Here is a 15352-nt window from a genome sequence, read left to right on the forward strand (position 1 = left end):
CAACTCGAATGCTAGATCCTAACATCGTTCAAAAGGCCCTTCAGATAACTCTGCTGGGATTTTTTTGCCTGATCTTGAAACTCATAGGATAAGTAAAGGAAGTTCTCAACGGCAACAACGAAAGGTTTATTCTTGTCTGGTGTGGATATTTTTGCAGCTTTATCTAGTATTGTGTTTATAGATCCTTCTAATAAGTGATATTGGTTTGAGGTCTCAGGAATTTTGTAGCTTAGATCCAAAGCCGCGCGTTGAAAATCAAGAAGAGAGGTACGCAGGCTGTCCAGCTCTTCGGGCGAAAGGCGACGTTCCCCCGACGATATTTTCGCGAAATTAATAAGTACTGCGTCAACTGCTTTCGCCGTTTGGTCGAAGCTTTCCAAGCGCGTTTGTGCGCTTTTCCTTGCTTCCGAGCGGAAGTCGACAAAATCGGTCGTAACGATACCGGCGAAAAACGCAAAAAGACTGCTCAGAGCGCAGAGGGCGAGTGTCTGCAGCGATGGCACTTTATTTGTCTCCTTTCACTGTCGCTTCACTTTGTAACCCAGTTTTGTCCGCAGCTTCCTTTAGTAGTGAGCAAGCCTCTGCCCATTTATCATATCCCAAAAGGCGAAGATGCGTAACTACCTGTTCTCGTACGGGGACAATGCATGCGTCATCACCCGTTGCCGCGCTATTGGAAACCTGCAAGTTGCCGAGAACAGCTTCAGTAGATGCCGCTGGACCAACAGTCAGTGCTAGCGCCAGTAGAGCGCTTGCGACCAAGGGCGTGATGTAGCTCGAAACCAGTGACAACGTGCCCGGGGACTGGATATCTATCGCGAGATGTGGTGCATACTCGGCGAGATTCAAGAAAGCACCGGCGCCAAAGGCGTGAATAACGCCTGTTGCCCTGTCAACTTCGCGCGTATTTGCTGCAACGAAATTGAAGAACGCAGGAATTACGGACCCTGACGTGGTGTCGAATTCCGCTGAAGTGACGTCGAATGTTGATGAGAAGCGGTGATCTGTATAGTAGTTCTTGTATGCGGCGTTATAGAAGGCCGCTCTTTCACTCTGCGGGACCAGCAGCAGCGGAGTTGGCTTCCGGAATGCCTCGATCATACGAACCGGCATGTCGACCTTATCTAAGGTACCAATCCACTTGACACGCCTTACGACTATCGGATCACCCGGGTAGCGTTGGACCACAGCGGGGAAGGCACCCGCCGGGCCGTGCTCAAACTCGCCAATATGGACCTTCCCCCCGAAGTTCTGAGGTGGGACGACTACCAGATCTCCTGCGCGAGCATCATCCAAATAAAACTTCAGGACGCGTAGCAGCTGTCCGGTACTGGGATCGTCAGCAGCATTGTCGTATTCGTTCAAATTGTTGGATGGAACCCGCTCTGGGCTTCGGCCGAAATTATGCCAAGCACGAATCTCCTTCGATCTCTGGATGCGGGCAATTAGCTTATCATCATGCACATCGACATGCTCGTCGTGGCGAAACAAACCCGGGAGTTCTGCGCCGACAAATGAAAGCTCGATAAAATCCTGAAACAGTCGGTAGTTAGCCCCTGGACGTGCCAACGCTACAATATGATTATGCGGAATTGGCTTGGTGTTTATGTCGATAATCAAGTCTCTCGAAGCCCCAACGAACGATTGCCCTTGGCTTTGTTACAGCTGAACTTCTACGTGATCAATCTTTAAGATTCACTCCAAGGTTACGACTGTATATGGCCGTGTCGCACCGGCAGATTCACGCTAAAGCACATTAAGCCGGGGATGTTTTCTGTTGACTCTCCCGGCGGGAGATTCAAAATTCTCTCGCAATGCGAGAGGATTATTAACCATGTCCGAACTCGAAGACCTTCTAAGACAGAGAGCTGAGATTGAAGCCAGGATCTTGGAGGTCCGCGCCAGTGAAATCGACAGGCTTAAATTCGATCTCGCCAACATCGCATACCAACTTAGGGAGCTAAACGCTCTCCCTAAAACTCTTGTCGCCGCCTTTACCGATAAAGCGGGCACATTCAATGTGTATCGCACCATGGGTGTGAAGAGACCTCAATAGCGAACGTGCATTCCGCAGGAGGTGCGCCATGAATTTGGCATATCTTGCCCGGGGTGCAGCGTCTGCTGAGCGTGCCAGGGCACGGATGCTGCGTTCCGGTTATACGGTCTGGGGACAAAAGCTCTGGAGCGAGGAGGAGGATTTAATCTGCCGCCTCTTCCACCCAGACTATTTTGCTTTGCGCCAGATCCTTTGCAATCGGACTGACCGGGCGATTCAAGCCAGGTGCCGGAAGCTGGGCCTGGTGAGACCTCGGCAGTCATGGGAGTGGCTGGCTCGTCAAAAGCTTCGAAAGCTCTATCCGGAGGCGACGTACGACGAACTCTGCGCGGCTTTCCCCGACCGTGACCTGCAAAACATCCAGGCGGCGGCTCGCTATTATGGCTTCAAGCGGAAGAAGAAGCCCTACAAGATAACGGGTGTCGTTTCTTTAGATCAATTCCGAAGCCGCTGTTACGACGTCCAATGGACGATGCGGGACGCTGACGAGGAAGCGGGCACAAAGCGATATTTTCAAACCCGCGGCTACCGGAGTAAATATCCTAACTTCAAGGCTATCAGCCGAGGCGTGAAAGCGTTAGGCGGACATATGGAGGTTCAGTGGGATGTTTAGCTCTAAATGGTCTCCACCCCAAGACGATGTTGACAAAGCGGTCCAGCAGCAGGAACGTGAAGCGCCAGCGATGGAGGGCGATATGGGCGACGACAAGGACGACGACAAAAAGGAAACGACTAATAGCGGCGAGAAGCTTCCGCCGCCGCGGGACTGGGATAGCCGCAAGAGCGAGGACCCTAAGCAAAAGGACTACAGGTAAGATAGTAGCGGGACGGCTGCGGCAGCTACTGCGGTGATGACTGGTGTAACGATACCCATTTTGACCGCGGTATCCAGAGCGCCGGCCGTCTTCTCGTTGAGTTCTCGGTTGACTTTCTGGCGGCCGAGTAATTCGACTAAATAGGCCTCAGCGACCTCATGAGCCTCGTTTTCGGGGCGCATCGCCCACTGCCAAAACTCTGGACCACGGCCAGGTAGGTTAATGGCTGCGCGCGACATAGCTCGGACACAAAAAAATGCTCCGATAGCCAACCAGAAGGCAGTTGCTACCATTGCCCAACGCGCGAATTCGAGAAGCGCGTCGTTGCGGAAGAAGCTTGCCGCTCCCGCTGCGCCGGCGGCGATGCCCAGGGTCACATAAAGGCGAAATACCGCCATAGCCTTCTGATCTGTGAAGATAATTAAGTTTACCAGGGCTGTCTGGCGGGCCCTAACGTCATCGAGCGCGATTTTCAGATCATCTATTTTCATTGCAGCAATCCTGCCAGGGCTACGGTGGGAACGGTTCACGGTGTGCGCGGCCACGAACCAAATGAATGTCTCAACTCTGGAACGTGCGACCGAAAAAGAATTAGGATTCCGTCACTTGTTTAACATGACTCGCCCAGGCGATCAGCGCCCGGCGCTTTTCCTCGGCATAGTCGTAGCGATTATAGACGGCCGCTACGCCTTTGATTGATCCTGACCGATGGTTGATCACTGCTTCAACGACATGAACGGGAACACCCAGCCGGGCCATGCCACTCGCCGCGGTGCGTCTTAGATCGTGAAATGTCCAGGCTTCGAGTTCCAGCTTATCCGCCGAGCGTCCCGCCGCCTTTGCCTCTTCTTTGGCTAATTTGAGCATTTCTGCGTCGAGGTTCTTCTTGGCTCGACCGTAGCCAGAGACTTTCGTCACGCCCGTTGTCGTGAAAAGGAAAACGGGCTCTTCGTCCTCGGCGGGTCGGACCTTTGGCAGAGCTTCAATTTCTCGGATTGCTTCGGCCGCAAGGGCGACAAAATGCTCCTTACCGTTCTTCGACCGTTCCGGCGGGATGATCCATTGCTGATCGTTCCCCGAGAGATGCATTTCTGGCCATTGCGCCCCCGACACCTCGCTGCGCCGCTGCGCTGTAAGCAGCAGGAGCCGGACCATTGGTCCGAAGGGATAACCGAGCTTTTCAGAAGCAAGCCACACGAGCCTGATTTCATTGTCTGTCAGGATTCTATCGTGGTCTCCTCGCTTGGCTTGTCGATTTTCTTTTCCATCGGCGAGCTGTCGATGATGTCGCGCTGAACAGCCCAGTTGAAGAACTTCCTGAGCAGCGAAAGAAGCCGGTTCGCAACGATAGGCGCCCGCTCGGCCACCTCGTCCAGATGAACGGCAATCTCCTGCCTAGTAAGGCTCTTCATTCTTCTCTTGCCGAACTTCGGCCGGAAGTCCTTATCGAAGAGACGCTTCCGCTCCTTGATCGTCGAGGATCGGTTTTTCTTCTCGACGTATCGCTTGATAAACTCGTCGATCGCATCGTCAACAATGTCGAGCTTGAGCGTCTTTTGGGATGCTTTGGCTGCCGCGGGATCTCTGCCCTCGGAGACACCACGCAATAGCTTCGAAGCTTCCTCACGGGCCTTCGCCAATGGAAAGAGGGGCAGGGGACCTATCGTAAACTTCTTCGGCTTCCCGTCGAACCTGTAGCGGATGGCCCAGCTCATCATTCCCGAGGGCTGAACGACCAAGTAAAGACCCGGCAGGCCCCCGTCGGGAATCTCTTTGCGAACGTCCGGCTTTTTCAGTGCCTCGATCGCGCGGACGGTAAGGGCCTTTGCCATCTGATTTTCCAGGGTAACGACGGGGTAACGTCGGAGGGGTGATAGGTCGTGATTGCGATTGTTATTATCACGATTGATCACATGCCCTGCAAGGCCTGGATTTAAGCGGATTTAGTGATATCTGTTGATAGCGTTTGATTGGCGGAGTTAGCAGGAATCACCTGCCTTCTAAGCAGGTTGTCGCAGGTTCGATTCCTGCAGGGGTCGCCACAAATTCAACGACTTGAAATGCCCGGTCAGCGGCGCACCGTTCGGCGTCGTCCGGCTATTACGTGTACGGCTGTCGGACGGGCGTCCCCTAGAGAAGAATTGAGAACAGCGGCTGGACCTTCCGCGACCAAACCATCACAGGGCCCATCATCTCGCTGATCAATTGGAATTCCAAGCTCGTCGACGATCAGCAGCTTGCAGCCGCCCAGCTGCGTCTGGAAACGGAGACAACCTGCAAGACGGGTGCGGGATTATTCTTCGACTGATCGAGGTGCCGCCTGCTCACCAGGCAACCTTCCGTTCGACGAATGGACAGAGACCTGGATCCGAGCGCCTGACCGGCGCTTTGCAGTCTGCATCCAGGTCAACCCCTCACGATGAACGGTGACCGCTATTGCCTCGCGCACAGCTGCACCGGACAGGCGGCTGACGCCCAATAAAAATTTCAGCGCGCGGATGAGATCGCCACTCGGGCCATGCCCTCCCGGCTTGCTCATCCACGCGCTGAAGTCGCCGAAGTTTGCGCGCCACGTGGCGGGTTACACTCCACGATCGACATATTTCCGGATTGTTAGCATGATTGTTGCGGCGATCGGACGACCGCCGCAACTCACATAGTTACAGGATTAGATCGCCTGCCCCTAGGTGGACGAGGCCCTGTAATTGGATTTCGAAATCATGAACGCCGTCGCCATTCAGGTCTGCCTGGACAATGGTAGCATCGTGATCGGATCCAGCCCTGTCATCGTAGTGCCAGGCAAGCGCGCCAGCCTTCTTATCGAACAGGGCATTCTCCTGCGCCTGAAAATGGAAGGTTCCATTGCCCTGCGCAGAGCCATTCGCATCTATCGCCGAGAGGTCGATCTTATCGACGCCGTGCTGAAAGTCGGTGATGACGTCGCGGTTCCAGCCCGACCCGGTCTCCGTCGGTGTCTTGAAGGCAAACGTATCCGAGCTGGCGCCGCCGGCCATGACGTCCTTTCCGGCGCCACCAATGATGACGTCCCCGCCGGCACCGCCGAACAGCTTATCCCCGCCGGCGCCGCCATCCAGCTTGTCCGCGCCAGCCCCGCCACGCAGAACGTTGCTGCCACCATTGCCGCCGGTCAGCACGTCGTTGTAGCTGGAGCCAGTCAGGTTTTCGATGCTGACGAACTTGTCACCGGTGGCATGCCCGCCCGATGCGGTCCCAGTCGCCAAATTGACTTTGACCGCCCCGGAGCCCGCATAGCTGGCTGTGTCATTGCCATAACCGCCGTCGAGCACGTCCGCACCGGCGCCGCCTTTCAACACGTCACGACCGCCGAGACCCTTGAAGGTTTCGCTGCCGCCGTTGGACTGACCGGTATGCGGCAGGACGTCGTTGCCATCGGTGCCGATGAATTGCTTCGTCGGCGCGGTCGGCGTTGTCGGCTGCGTCGGCGTGGTTGGTGTTGTCGGTTCCGTCGGCGCGGTTGGCGTTGTCGGCTGCGTCGGCGTGGTTGGCGTTGTCGGTTCCGTCGGCGCGGTTGGCGTCGTCGGTTCCGTCGGCGCGGTTGGCGTTGTCGGTTGCGTCGGCGCCGACGGCGTTCCCGATACCGGGGCGGAGCCGGATTCGTAAGCACCCATATCGACAGTTCCTACGACGCGAGCGTCGCCGTCCAGATCGACCGAGCTGACGCCGTACTTGCTGGTTCCGCTGTCGATCGCCGCCGAGCCGGAGGCGAGGTGGAAGTCGTCGCTCGATGCCCCCACGAATTTCGGGTCGACGCCGAGCTTGTTGCCGCTCGCCGCGCTCGGCATCGCGTTGCCGCCGTCGGTCTTGACCGAGGCCTGGCCGGCCGTGCCGTTGTAAGTGATGTTGTTGGCCCAGACGACGTTGTCGTTGGAGTAGCTGTCGGTCGAGGTGTTGTCGATCGCTGTATTATTCTGGTTCAGCGAGGGATCCGCTACGGCGACGTTGTTGACCCAGGTGTTGTTGCTCGACGCCGAGTTGCTGAGTTCGCCCCTCCAGGTGCCGGTATTCAGCGGGTCCTGGTTGTTGTGGTAGGCGGTGTTGTTTTTCACCGTGACGGAGTCGCTCCAGGTAACCTGAATGCCTTTGCCGCCGTTCTCGTAGACGAGGTTGTTCTCGACCAGGGTCTTAAACGTGTAGTTCGGATAACCGCTCGTCTGGGTGCTCTGGAAATCGTCGATGATGATGCCGTTGCCATCGGTGTGCTCACCGGCCTTTGTGACGTTGTCATGCGAGATGTTGTTCCGCACGATCGTCCGGTAGCCGTCCGTCGAGGTATCGCCGGTGATGTTCCGGTTCTGGTAGATCGAGATGCCCGAGAACCAGCCTGTCGACGCGTTATTGTAGGTCTCGTTGCCTTCGATGCGGATGAAGTCCGACTGGTTGAACTGGATGCCCGACTCCCCGCTGCCGTGGACCTTGTTATTGAGGATCTGGACGTGGTGGACATTGTTCGCTTCGATGCCGTCGCCGTTGGCGCCGCCGATGTCAAAGCCGTTAACGACCACGTAGTTGGCGTTGACACTGATCGCGTTCCAGGAGCCCTCGGGCGGCCGGATCAGTGCCCCGCCGGGCACTTCCGAGCGCAGCGTGATGTTGCCTGCAGCCGAGCCGTCCTTGTCGATGTTGATGGCCTCGTTGTAGGTGCCTGCCTTCACCACGACCTCGTCGCCGGGCTTAAGGTCCGCCGCCATCGCGTCGCTGATCGTGCGAAAAGGAGAGGAGGCACTGCCGTTCCCGCCGCTGCTGCTCGAAGCTACGTAGTATGTTGTCATGGTTCTGTTCCTCAACTTCAGCGTTGTCTAATATTTTGTAGTTAATCATGTGTTGCGGCGGGGTTTATAGGCCGACGTTCTGAAGGGCGCAACAGCACAGAAACAGTAAGTACTTGAGAACAATAGCCATATTGCTGCCACAATATCCGTATCACCCCCAAGTTACATTTTGAAATATTTGCGGAAATCCGATTCGCCCAAATTGGGACAAAATATATATCTCGCTTTCCGCGAATTGTTCTTTCTGCAACTAAAGCGACACCCGCCCATTGAAAAGGTTAGGAAAACCTGATGAACGTGGCTGGAATCATGCCGCCAAGGCGGGATCATCAATTTTTCTGAATTTTTCAATTTTTGGCAGCTTCGCCTTAACGATCGCACTATTCGCAACGGCAATGACAGGGCCAACACCCCTCTCTGAGTTCTTGAATTCGACCATGAGTCGCCGCGTAAGACCCACTCGGCGACGGGTTACACCTCTTCCGCCGGCACATGCCATCAGGTGAAATTCACCTTCGAAACGCAGGCTCCGGCGGAGGCCTATGCGCGGCGCAACGTCATCGAATACGTGTGGCTTGCGCCGTAAGACACTGCCAACGTAGTGGCCTATCTCGAACAATTTCGATGCCAAACCTTGCCGCCCCGGACAGCGCCAGCAGGCCAATCATCTGCGGTTCGGGCTCCTATCGCCTAGATCGTAAAGAAGATTCGCTCGCACAGCCAATCTGCCAACGAGACGGCCGCACCCAATTCCGGCGCGGTCTCTTCGACGGCACATTGAGTGGCACGGCGGCGACTGCTCAATGGCACTCACCCTCGAAGTTGTTCTATGGCGAATGGAAGATCATCTCATTCGCAGATGGTCTTTCTAATGCCGGAGCCATGACGATCTCGGCTGGTTTGGCATCTCTGCACGCAGGTGGAGGGCAGTTTTATGGAATGTTTATTAATGCAGCGCCGACGAGAATAATATTATTAAATGCTGTCCAGTAATCGACGCGGGACGTTTCTTTCGACTGGCGTGACGCGGAAAAGAAAATGACAGAAATTCTGGTGATATCGCCGAAAGGTTGAAACCGCCTGGGATTAGATACGTTTCAACCAGCGCTATACTTTTCCTACCTACAATAGGTGGGATGTTGATGCCGCAGCTGGCGTATACCCTCCCTTTCAGTTCTTTGGAGGCGAGTATGAAAACGAATTTTTCACGCATCGGCGCTGCTGCATTTCTGCTTCATCCGATGAACGACTACGCCGTTGATCTTCCTGCGGGGGCTAAAAGGTTAAGATGGACGAGCTCAAAGCTTTTGCTGACGGCAGGCTTGTGACGGTAGCAATTCTCGATCTGGAAAAGCTTGTGACCGGCCGAATTCGTTTGGAGTTGGAACAACGGCACCATCACCGGTAAAGCCGAGATGTCGGCGGCAAGACGATCGACGTTAAATCAAAAACTCACCTTCAAGGGCGATAAAGCCTGTTCTGCCGGCAAGGGCGAGAAGCCAAGCTGCCATTTTATCGAATCGACGGCGACAAGTTCCGCGAAGTTCGAGATGACATGAAAGTACACGCGGTGTCGACCGTCGGGTAAGGTTCCCGTCATCCACCGCCCCTCATCGAGATTCATTCGGCTGCTCATCGCTGCGGCAATTGCCAGACGGCAAACCGCCAGCCATGGTCGCGCAGCTGACAATGTGGCAGCCGCCAATCGAGAAGCCTTCGCCAAATGACCGGTTTATCCCAGCCTTTGACGTTCCATGGCAGTTTAGAGCCGGTCGCTTCTTCTCAGCGATCCAGGAAATGCTGGAAGTAAACTTCGGGGATGGGGTAGGCATAGACGCCTCTGTCGACGAAGCCGCGTCGATAGAGACAATTTCTGAGCGCCGCGTTGTAATGGAGGCTTCTCGGGTCCGGCGAGCCGCGTCGCCATGAACCGGCCTCTGGCACGCACCGCCCGAGCGCTTTGTCGTATCGGGCGAGGAGGACCGGGTCGGTATCGACCCGAATGCCGCTGTAGGATTGATAGTTTGAAGGAGATTCTGCGGCCGAAATACAGCCCAAGCTAAGCACAACACCAACAACTGCCATCAATCGCATTGGATTTATCTCTCCTAGATCGAATAATTGGAGTTATCTGCCCGGACGTTATTGGTTCCAGCGCCTGCGAGCAAGGCTTAAGACATGGCCGAATGGCTGCCGCCGCAAATGGCGGCAGCCATTCGTCAGCAACGGATCGGGATCAGTCCAGGAGATCGGCCGGCACCTTGCCGCCATTTTCCGAAAGCCGCTTCATCAGCGCCTTGTGCAGCCACATATTCGTTTTTGCGGAATCATTGGTATCGCCGGTATAGCCGAGTTCAGCGGCGAGTTCCTTGCGCTCAGCCAGGCTCGCGTCCATCCCGACCGCTTTCATCAGGTCGACGATCGAGTGACGCCAATCGAGTTTCTGGCCGCTCTTCTTCGCGGCAGCGTCGAGGATGGGCACGATGTCGACTGTCGCCGCGGCTGGGCTTGCGGGCGGCTTGCCTTGGGCGGGAGAGGCCGCAGGCGCCGGGCTGGGCGCGGCCGACGGTGAGGCAGGCGCTTGTGCCGGTTCTATGTTCGGCGCGCTCCCGGCAACGGGTTCGGCTGCCTTCGCTTCTCCGAAGATTGCATGTTTGATTTTGTCGAAAATGCCCATTCTCGAACCTCCACTGTCAATAAATGAGAACATGCTGGAACATGGAATTCGCAATGGGCATATCCAGAAGAGGGGAGGTTTATTTTTGCGGGCTCGCGTCGAGAACGGAGAGCCGACATGACCGCTTTTGGTACAGTCGCTCGCGGCCGCTTAACGGCGATAACGAGGCGGGATCATTCTCCGCCATGGCGCCGGCTCCCAACGCAACGAGAGGAAACACTCGCCAATCCTTCACACGCCCGGCGCATCCCTCGGCGGCCCGAACGGCGTCAACGCCGATGCAGCCGCCAATGCCGGCGGCGACCGCCGCGTCAATGCCGATCTCAATGCACGTGTCGGCGGTTCCCACCGGGGTGATGCCGACGCCACAGCTTCGATTGGCGGCGGCAACGGCGTCAACGCCAAGCTGGCCATCGGCCGTGTGAACGGTAGAGGCGAAGCGGCAGCGACGCGCGCCGCCGATGCGGCTGAGGTGTGCACACTCGAAGCCTTCCGCAGCATGCCTGCCGACCAGCGGCGAAAGATGCTCGTCCGTTGCGCCGATAATTCCGGATCGGGCGGTTCCGACTCCGGTCTGGCTCTGTAATCTGCTGCAGGCGACAGTCTCTCGTTGAACATGAAAGGCCCGCCGAACCGAAAGGGGCGGCGGGTCTTTGACAGGTTCAGTTCCGGGGCTCAGTGCAGGATCTGGCTGAGGAACAGCTTGGTGCGTTCGTGCTGGGGATTGTCGAAGAATTCCGCCGGCGAATTCTGTTCGACTATCTGGCCCTGGTCCATGAAGATGACGCGGTTGGCGACCTGGCGGGCAAAGCCCATTTCGTGTGTGACGCAGAGCATGGTCATGCCTTCTTCGGCCAGACCCACCATGGTGTCGAGCACTTCCTTGATCATTTCCGGGTCGAGCGCCGAGGTCGGCTCGTCGAACAGCATGATCTTCGGGTTCATGCACAGCGACCGGGCGATCGCCACGCGCTGCTGTTGGCCGCCAGAAAGCTGGCCCGGATATTTATTGGCCTGTTCCGGGATCTTGACCCGCCTCAGGAAGTGCATGGCGATTTCTTCCGCCTGCTTCTTCGGCATCTTGCGCACCCAGATCGGCGCCAGCGTGCAGTTTTCGAGGATCGTCAGGTGCGGGAAGAGGTTGAAGTGCTGGAACACCATGCCGACTTCGCGCCTGACTTCATCGATCTTCTTCAGATCATTGGTGAGCTCAGTGCCGTCAACGATGATCTGCCCCTTCTGATGCTCTTCCAGGCGGTTGATGCAGCGGATCATCGTCGATTTGCCCGAGCCGGACGGGCCAGCGATGACGATGCGCTCGCCGCGCATGACCTTCAGATTGATGTCGCGCAGCACGTGGAAATCGCCGTACCACTTGTTCATGTTGACGATCTCGATCGCCACTTCCGTTGCGGAAACGGTGAGTTTTTTTGCTGGAGCTTCAGCCATGATTGTTTTCCCTCATTTTTATCGTTTGTGGCCGGTGTCGAGGTGACGTTCGATGAACGCTGAATAGCGCGACATGCCGAAGCAGAAAAGCCAGAAGGCGAAGCCGGCGAATATCAGTCCCGTCAGTGGCGTTACTGCGGTCGCCCAATTCGGATCGACGAAGTTGAGGCGAACGATGCCGAGAAGGTCGAACATGCTGATGATCGACACCAGCGAGGTGTCCTTGAACATGCCGATGAAGGTGTTGACGATACCAGGGATCACCAGCTTGATTGCCTGCGGCATGATGACCAACCGCATCTTCTGCCAGTAACCCAACCCGAGCGAATCCGCTCCCTCGAACTGCCCCTTGGGAATGGCCTGCAAGCCTCCGCGTACGACCTCCGCCATGTAGGCCGAGGCGAAGATCGAGACCCCGATGATCGCGCGCAGGAGCTTGTCCACCGTCCAGCCGGCCGGCAGGAAAAGCGGCAGCATGACGCTCGCCATGAAGAGGACCGTAATCAGCGGCACGCCGCGGACCACTTCGATGAAGATGATGCAGACCGTGCGGATGACCGGCATCTGCGAGCGCCTTCCGAGCGCCAGGATGATGCCGAGCGGAAAGGAGACAGCGATGCCGACGAAGGAGAGCACCAGCGTTACAAGCAGCCCACCCCAGAGCGGGGTCTCGACGATTTCCAAGCCGAATCCGCCGTAGAGCATGAAGAAGGAAACGATCGGTAGCACGCCGAAGAGCAGGAGCGCGTTGAGGCCTTTGCGTGGTGCCGAAGGGATGAGCATCGGCACTAACAGGAGTACGAAAAGAATGCCGACCAGCGTCGGCCGCCAGCGCTCGTCGAGCGGATAACGTCCAAAAATGAACTGGTCGAATTTGGCATTGACGAAGGCCCAGCATGCACCGTTCCAGCTGTCTGGCTGTATGCCACCCTGCACAGCAGTGGCGCAGAAGGTGCGATCCGGACCGCTCCAAACCGCCTGCACGAAGAGCCAGTCGATCGCGTGCAGGAGGGCCCAACCGACGAAGATAAGCGCCAGCACGGTAAGGATCATGTCCTTGGGCGTCGCGAGAAGATTGCGGCGAACCCAAGCGACCATGCCTTTCTCTCCTGAGGGAGGCGGCTCCGGCGCCAGTATGGCGGTTCTGACGAAACTGTTGCTCATCTTACCTCTCCACCAGCGCCATCTTGGCATTGAACCAGTTCATAAACAGCGATGTCACGATACTGAGGCCGAGGTAAATGACCATCCAAATGAGGATGACCTCGACAGCCTGGCCGGTCTGGTTCAGGGTCGTGCTGCCGACGGCGACGAGATCGGCAAATCCGATGGCGATCGCCAGCGACGAGTTCTTGGTCAGATTGAGATACTGGCTGCTCAGCGGCGGAATGATGATGCGGAAGGCCTGCGGAATGACAACGAGCCGGGTGATCGACGAGGGGTGAAGCCCAAGTGCGGCTGCAGCTTCCGTTTGTCCCTTCGGCACACCGCGAATGCCAGCGCGCACGATCTCGGCGATGAAGGCCGCGGTGTAGAAGGAAAGCGCCAGGAAGAGCGACATGAATTCAGGCCCGACGACGGAGCCGCCGGTGAGGTTGAACTTGCCCGCGACCGGATAATCGAAAGACAGCGGCGCGCCTGCGAGCAGGAAGGCGATAATCGGCAGGCCGATCAGCAGGCCGATCGACGCCCAGATCGTATGGAACGGCTGGCCCGTCGCCGCCTGCCTGCGGTGCGCCCATCGGGCCATGGCGATGACGGCGATGATCGCCACGATGAAGGCTACGCCGACAAGCCAGAAAGTTTCACCGAAAATCGGCTTGGGAAAGGCAAGACCGCGATTGTTCAGATACGACCCGAGCGGCAGATGCAGCGACTCGCGCGCACTCGGCAGAATCGCCAGAACGCCCGAATACCAGAAGAAGATCACGAGCAGCGGCGGGATATTGCGGAAAACTTCGACATAGACCGTGCACAGCTTGGCAATCAACCAGTTCCGCGACAGCCGTCCGATGCCGATGATGAAGCCGATGATGGTGGCGGTGATGATGCCAGTAACGGCTATGAGAATCGTATTCAGCAGGCCGACGACAAGCGCGCGGCCGTAAGTCGAATCGCTTGAATAGGCAATCAGCGACTGACCGACTTCGAAGCCGGCACGGCCATTCAGGAAACCGAAGCCCGACGCGATGTTGGCGCGCGCCAGATTGACGGCAGTGTTGTGCGCGACCCACCAGACGAAGACGACCAGCAGTACGATGGTGAGAACCTGGAAGAAGATGCCCCGAATTGTCGGGTCGTAGAGCACGGACTGAAAACTCCAGCCGCCTCTGGATAAACGTGTTGAATCCAAAGCCTGGTGGGTCATGCTTGGCCAATTCCCCATTATGCTCCTTTTCGGAGCTTTTTTATTGGAGGAGGAAAGGCGGTCGCCCGCCTTTCCGGCTTCATACTTGATGCCGCTCAGCGAACCGGCGGAGCATACTGAATGCCGCCCTTGTTCCACAGGGCGTTAAGGCCACGCGCGATCTTGAGCTGGCTGCTCTCGCCGATGTTGCGCTCGAAGACCTCGCCGTAATTGCCGACGTTCTTGACGATGCTGTAAGCCCAATCGTTGGTGAGGCCCAGATCGGTGCCGATCTTGGTGTCGGCCTCGACGCCGAGGAAGCGCTTGATGTCAGGATTCGGCGAGTTCTTCATGTCGTCGACATTCGCCTGAGTGATGCCGAATTCTTCAGCATTGATCATGGCATAGCCAACCCAGCTGACGATATCGAACCACTGGTCGTCACCCTGACGAACGGCCGGGGCGAGCGGTTCCTTGGAAATGATTTCCGGCAGGATCGTGTGTTCGTCCGGGTTCTTCAGCGTCAGGCGCAATGAGTAGAGACCGGACTGGTCGGTTGTGTAGACGTCGCAACGACCGGCATCGTAGGCGGCATTGACCTCGTCCAGCTTTTCGAAGACGACCGGATTGTACTGAAGGTTGTTTGCCTTGAAATAGTCGGCGAGATTGAGCTCGGTGGTCGTGCCCGACTGCACGCACACGGATGCGCCGGACAATTCCAGTGCCGACTTCACATTCAGGCTCTTGCGCACCATGAATCCCTGGCCGTCATAGTAGTTGACGAAACGGAAATTCAGGCCGAGTGCCGTATCGCGATTGATCGACCAGGTCGTATTGCGGGCGAGCACGTCGATTTCACCGGACTGAAGGGCGGGGAAGCGATTGGCGGCGCTCAGCGGGGTGAACTTCACCTTTGTGGGGTCGCCAAAGACGGCCGCAGCGACGGCCTTGCAGAAATCGACGTCGAAGCCGGCCCAGTTGCCGGAAGCGTCAGGTGCCGCAAAGCCTGCGAGACCGGTGTTGACACCGCACTGAATGAAACCCTTTGCCTTAACATCGCCGAGTGTAGTGGCCGAAGCAGCCGAGGTGCCAAGAGCGAAAACTGCTGCGCCGATTGCGGCGGACAGAAGCTTGTTCTTCATTTTTTTCCCAACCTTTTCCGTTGTATTATTTCTTGTGGGGCGTTCCGGCGGAAAA

General features: G+C 56.9%; 18 protein-coding genes, 1 tRNA gene and 2 pseudogenes. 7 read left to right on the forward strand and 14 right to left on the reverse strand.

Going from position 1 to position 15352, the window contains the following annotated elements; translation table 11 throughout:
- Positions 1 to 11: 11 nt before the first annotated feature.
- Positions 12 to 503 (reverse strand): hypothetical protein, encoded by a 492-nt coding sequence (locus FFR93_RS41290; RefSeq protein ID WP_205910746.1) that lies wholly within the window; start codon positions 501 to 503, stop codon positions 12 to 14.
- A gap of 1 nt (position 504) precedes the next feature.
- Complete coding sequence (locus FFR93_RS17205; RefSeq protein ID WP_138394125.1) at positions 505 to 1620, reverse strand: hypothetical protein; 1116 nt, start codon at positions 1618 to 1620, stop codon at positions 505 to 507.
- A 214-nt stretch (positions 1621 to 1834) separates the two neighbouring features.
- On the opposite strand from FFR93_RS17205, the gene FFR93_RS17210 reads away from it, so the two are divergent.
- From FFR93_RS17210 to FFR93_RS17220, 3 genes are read left to right on the forward strand one after another with little or no spacing between them, the layout of a single operon-like run.
- On the forward strand, positions 1835 to 2056 hold the full coding sequence (locus FFR93_RS17210) for a hypothetical protein (protein WP_138394126.1): 222 nt from the start codon (positions 1835 to 1837) through the stop codon (positions 2054 to 2056).
- 28 nt (positions 2057 to 2084) lie between these two features.
- Positions 2085 to 2669 (forward strand): hypothetical protein, encoded by a 585-nt coding sequence (locus FFR93_RS17215; protein WP_138394127.1) that lies wholly within the window; start codon positions 2085 to 2087, stop codon positions 2667 to 2669.
- A complete protein-coding gene (locus FFR93_RS17220; RefSeq protein WP_138394128.1) occupies positions 2662 to 2871 on the forward strand; it encodes a hypothetical protein in 210 nt (69 codons plus the stop codon). The genes FFR93_RS17215 and FFR93_RS17220 overlap by 8 nt, the downstream gene beginning before the upstream one ends.
- Here the strand turns inward: FFR93_RS17220 and FFR93_RS17225 are convergent.
- The 3 genes from FFR93_RS17225 to FFR93_RS41475 all read right to left on the reverse strand — a co-directional run bounded on the left by FFR93_RS17225 (position 2862) and on the right by FFR93_RS41475 (position 4703).
- Complete coding sequence (locus tag FFR93_RS17225) at positions 2862 to 3362, reverse strand: hypothetical protein (RefSeq protein ID WP_138394129.1); 501 nt, start codon at positions 3360 to 3362, stop codon at positions 2862 to 2864. The genes FFR93_RS17220 and FFR93_RS17225 overlap by 10 nt on opposite strands.
- A gap of 100 nt (positions 3363 to 3462) precedes the next feature.
- Entirely contained in the window at positions 3463 to 4068 is a 606-nt protein-coding gene (locus tag FFR93_RS41470; RefSeq protein WP_246661328.1) for a site-specific integrase, read from the reverse strand.
- 20 nt (positions 4069 to 4088) lie between these two features.
- Positions 4089 to 4703, reverse strand: coding sequence for an Arm DNA-binding domain-containing protein (locus FFR93_RS41475; protein ID WP_246661329.1), 615 nt, complete (start codon positions 4701 to 4703; stop codon positions 4089 to 4091).
- Between the two features lie 140 nt (positions 4704 to 4843).
- On the opposite strand from FFR93_RS41475, the gene FFR93_RS40930 reads away from it, so the two are divergent.
- Positions 4844 to 4913, forward strand: a tRNA-Arg gene (locus FFR93_RS40930).
- Positions 4914 to 5531: 618 nt separating this feature from the next.
- Here the strand turns inward: FFR93_RS40930 and FFR93_RS17235 are convergent.
- Together FFR93_RS17235 and FFR93_RS41920 are read right to left on the reverse strand one after the other, a co-directional pair.
- Complete coding sequence (locus FFR93_RS17235; RefSeq protein WP_138394130.1) at positions 5532 to 7682, reverse strand: choice-of-anchor Q domain-containing protein; 2151 nt, start codon at positions 7680 to 7682, stop codon at positions 5532 to 5534.
- Positions 7683 to 7989: 307 nt separating this feature from the next.
- Positions 7990 to 8121 (reverse strand): hypothetical protein, encoded by a 132-nt coding sequence (locus FFR93_RS41920; protein WP_281407906.1) that lies wholly within the window; start codon positions 8119 to 8121, stop codon positions 7990 to 7992.
- Between FFR93_RS41920 and FFR93_RS42065 the strand changes: the two are divergent.
- Positions 8065 to 8265, forward strand: a pseudogene (locus tag FFR93_RS42065) (NADH dehydrogenase ubiquinone Fe-S protein 4); the annotation flags it as partial. The gene FFR93_RS41920 and the pseudogene FFR93_RS42065 sit on opposite strands and share 57 nt — an antisense overlap.
- Before the next feature lie 607 nt (positions 8266 to 8872).
- A complete protein-coding gene (locus tag FFR93_RS41485; RefSeq protein WP_246661330.1) occupies positions 8873 to 9010 on the forward strand; it encodes a hypothetical protein in 138 nt (45 codons plus the stop codon).
- A 116-nt stretch (positions 9011 to 9126) separates the two neighbouring features.
- Here FFR93_RS41485 and FFR93_RS41490 read toward each other — a convergent pair whose 3' ends face one another.
- The 3 genes from FFR93_RS41490 to FFR93_RS17260 form a co-directional block, all read right to left on the reverse strand.
- Positions 9127 to 9306, reverse strand: coding sequence for a hypothetical protein (locus tag FFR93_RS41490; RefSeq protein WP_246661331.1), 180 nt, complete (start codon positions 9304 to 9306; stop codon positions 9127 to 9129).
- A gap of 158 nt (positions 9307 to 9464) precedes the next feature.
- Positions 9465 to 9776, reverse strand: a complete 312-nt coding sequence (locus FFR93_RS17255) for a hypothetical protein (protein ID WP_082928134.1) — start codon at positions 9774 to 9776, stop codon at positions 9465 to 9467.
- A gap of 142 nt (positions 9777 to 9918) precedes the next feature.
- Positions 9919 to 10359 carry a DUF3597 domain-containing protein gene (locus tag FFR93_RS17260; RefSeq protein WP_138394132.1) on the reverse strand — a complete coding sequence of 147 codons (441 nt, stop codon included), beginning with the start codon at positions 10357 to 10359 and terminating at the stop codon, positions 9919 to 9921.
- 244 nt (positions 10360 to 10603) lie between these two features.
- Here FFR93_RS17260 and FFR93_RS41495 point away from each other — a divergent pair.
- Positions 10604 to 10973 (forward strand): annotated as a pseudogene (locus tag FFR93_RS41495) (hypothetical protein); the annotation flags it as partial.
- 61 nt (positions 10974 to 11034) lie between these two features.
- Here FFR93_RS41495 and FFR93_RS17265 read toward each other — a convergent pair.
- The 4 genes from FFR93_RS17265 to FFR93_RS17280 form a co-directional block, all read right to left on the reverse strand.
- Complete coding sequence (locus tag FFR93_RS17265) at positions 11035 to 11808, reverse strand: amino acid ABC transporter ATP-binding protein (protein ID WP_064709064.1); 774 nt, start codon at positions 11806 to 11808, stop codon at positions 11035 to 11037.
- Positions 11809 to 11826: 18 nt separating this feature from the next.
- Positions 11827 to 12972 carry an amino acid ABC transporter permease gene (locus tag FFR93_RS17270; protein ID WP_138394133.1) on the reverse strand — a complete coding sequence of 382 codons (1146 nt, stop codon included), beginning with the start codon at positions 12970 to 12972 and terminating at the stop codon, positions 11827 to 11829.
- Between the two features lies 1 nt (position 12973).
- The gene (locus FFR93_RS17275) at positions 12974 to 14176 is read right to left on the reverse strand and encodes an amino acid ABC transporter permease (protein WP_138394134.1); all 1203 of its coding nucleotides are present in this window, start codon (positions 14174 to 14176) and stop codon (positions 12974 to 12976) included.
- Between the two features lie 95 nt (positions 14177 to 14271).
- Positions 14272 to 15297 (reverse strand): amino acid ABC transporter substrate-binding protein, encoded by a 1026-nt coding sequence (locus FFR93_RS17280; RefSeq protein ID WP_138394135.1) that lies wholly within the window; start codon positions 15295 to 15297, stop codon positions 14272 to 14274.
- Positions 15298 to 15352 lie beyond the last annotated feature (55 nt).

Origin of the sequence: Rhizobium sp. MHM7A (assembly GCF_005862215.1) — a bacterium.
Lineage (GTDB): Bacteria > Pseudomonadota > Alphaproteobacteria > Rhizobiales > Rhizobiaceae > Rhizobium > Rhizobium bangladeshense.

Excerpts from the sequence above, each read along its gene's own strand:
- FFR93_RS17215 (WP_138394127.1), top strand. The coding sequence starts at position 2,085 with ATGAATTTGGCATATCTTGCCCGGGGTGCAGCGTCTGCTGAGCGTGCC.
- FFR93_RS17255 (WP_082928134.1), bottom strand. The coding sequence starts at position 9,776 with ATGCGATTGATGGCAGTTGTTGGTGTTGTGCTTAGCTTGGGCTGTATT.
- FFR93_RS17275 (WP_138394134.1), bottom strand. The coding sequence starts at position 14,176 with ATGACCCACCAGGCTTTGGATTCAACACGTTTATCCAGAGGCGGCTGG.
- FFR93_RS17280 (WP_138394135.1), bottom strand. The coding sequence starts at position 15,297 with ATGAAGAACAAGCTTCTGTCCGCCGCAATCGGCGCAGCAGTTTTCGCT.
- FFR93_RS17225 (WP_138394129.1), bottom strand. The coding sequence starts at position 3,362 with ATGAAAATAGATGATCTGAAAATCGCGCTCGATGACGTTAGGGCCCGC.
- FFR93_RS17210 (WP_138394126.1), top strand. The coding sequence starts at position 1,835 with ATGTCCGAACTCGAAGACCTTCTAAGACAGAGAGCTGAGATTGAAGCC.
- FFR93_RS17220 (WP_138394128.1), top strand. The coding sequence starts at position 2,662 with ATGTTTAGCTCTAAATGGTCTCCACCCCAAGACGATGTTGACAAAGCG.
- FFR93_RS17265 (WP_064709064.1), bottom strand. The coding sequence starts at position 11,808 with ATGGCTGAAGCTCCAGCAAAAAAACTCACCGTTTCCGCAACGGAAGTG.
- FFR93_RS41475 (WP_246661329.1), bottom strand. The coding sequence starts at position 4,703 with ATGGCAAAGGCCCTTACCGTCCGCGCGATCGAGGCACTGAAAAAGCCG.
- FFR93_RS17235 (WP_138394130.1), bottom strand. The coding sequence starts at position 7,682 with ATGACAACATACTACGTAGCTTCGAGCAGCAGCGGCGGGAACGGCAGT.
- FFR93_RS17260 (WP_138394132.1), bottom strand. The coding sequence starts at position 10,359 with ATGGGCATTTTCGACAAAATCAAACATGCAATCTTCGGAGAAGCGAAG.
- FFR93_RS41490 (WP_246661331.1), bottom strand. The coding sequence starts at position 9,306 with ATGAATCTCGATGAGGGGCGGTGGATGACGGGAACCTTACCCGACGGT.
- FFR93_RS41920 (WP_281407906.1), bottom strand. The coding sequence starts at position 8,121 with ATGGTCGAATTCAAGAACTCAGAGAGGGGTGTTGGCCCTGTCATTGCC.
- FFR93_RS17270 (WP_138394133.1), bottom strand. The coding sequence starts at position 12,972 with ATGAGCAACAGTTTCGTCAGAACCGCCATACTGGCGCCGGAGCCGCCT.
- FFR93_RS41485 (WP_246661330.1), top strand. The coding sequence starts at position 8,873 with ATGAAAACGAATTTTTCACGCATCGGCGCTGCTGCATTTCTGCTTCAT.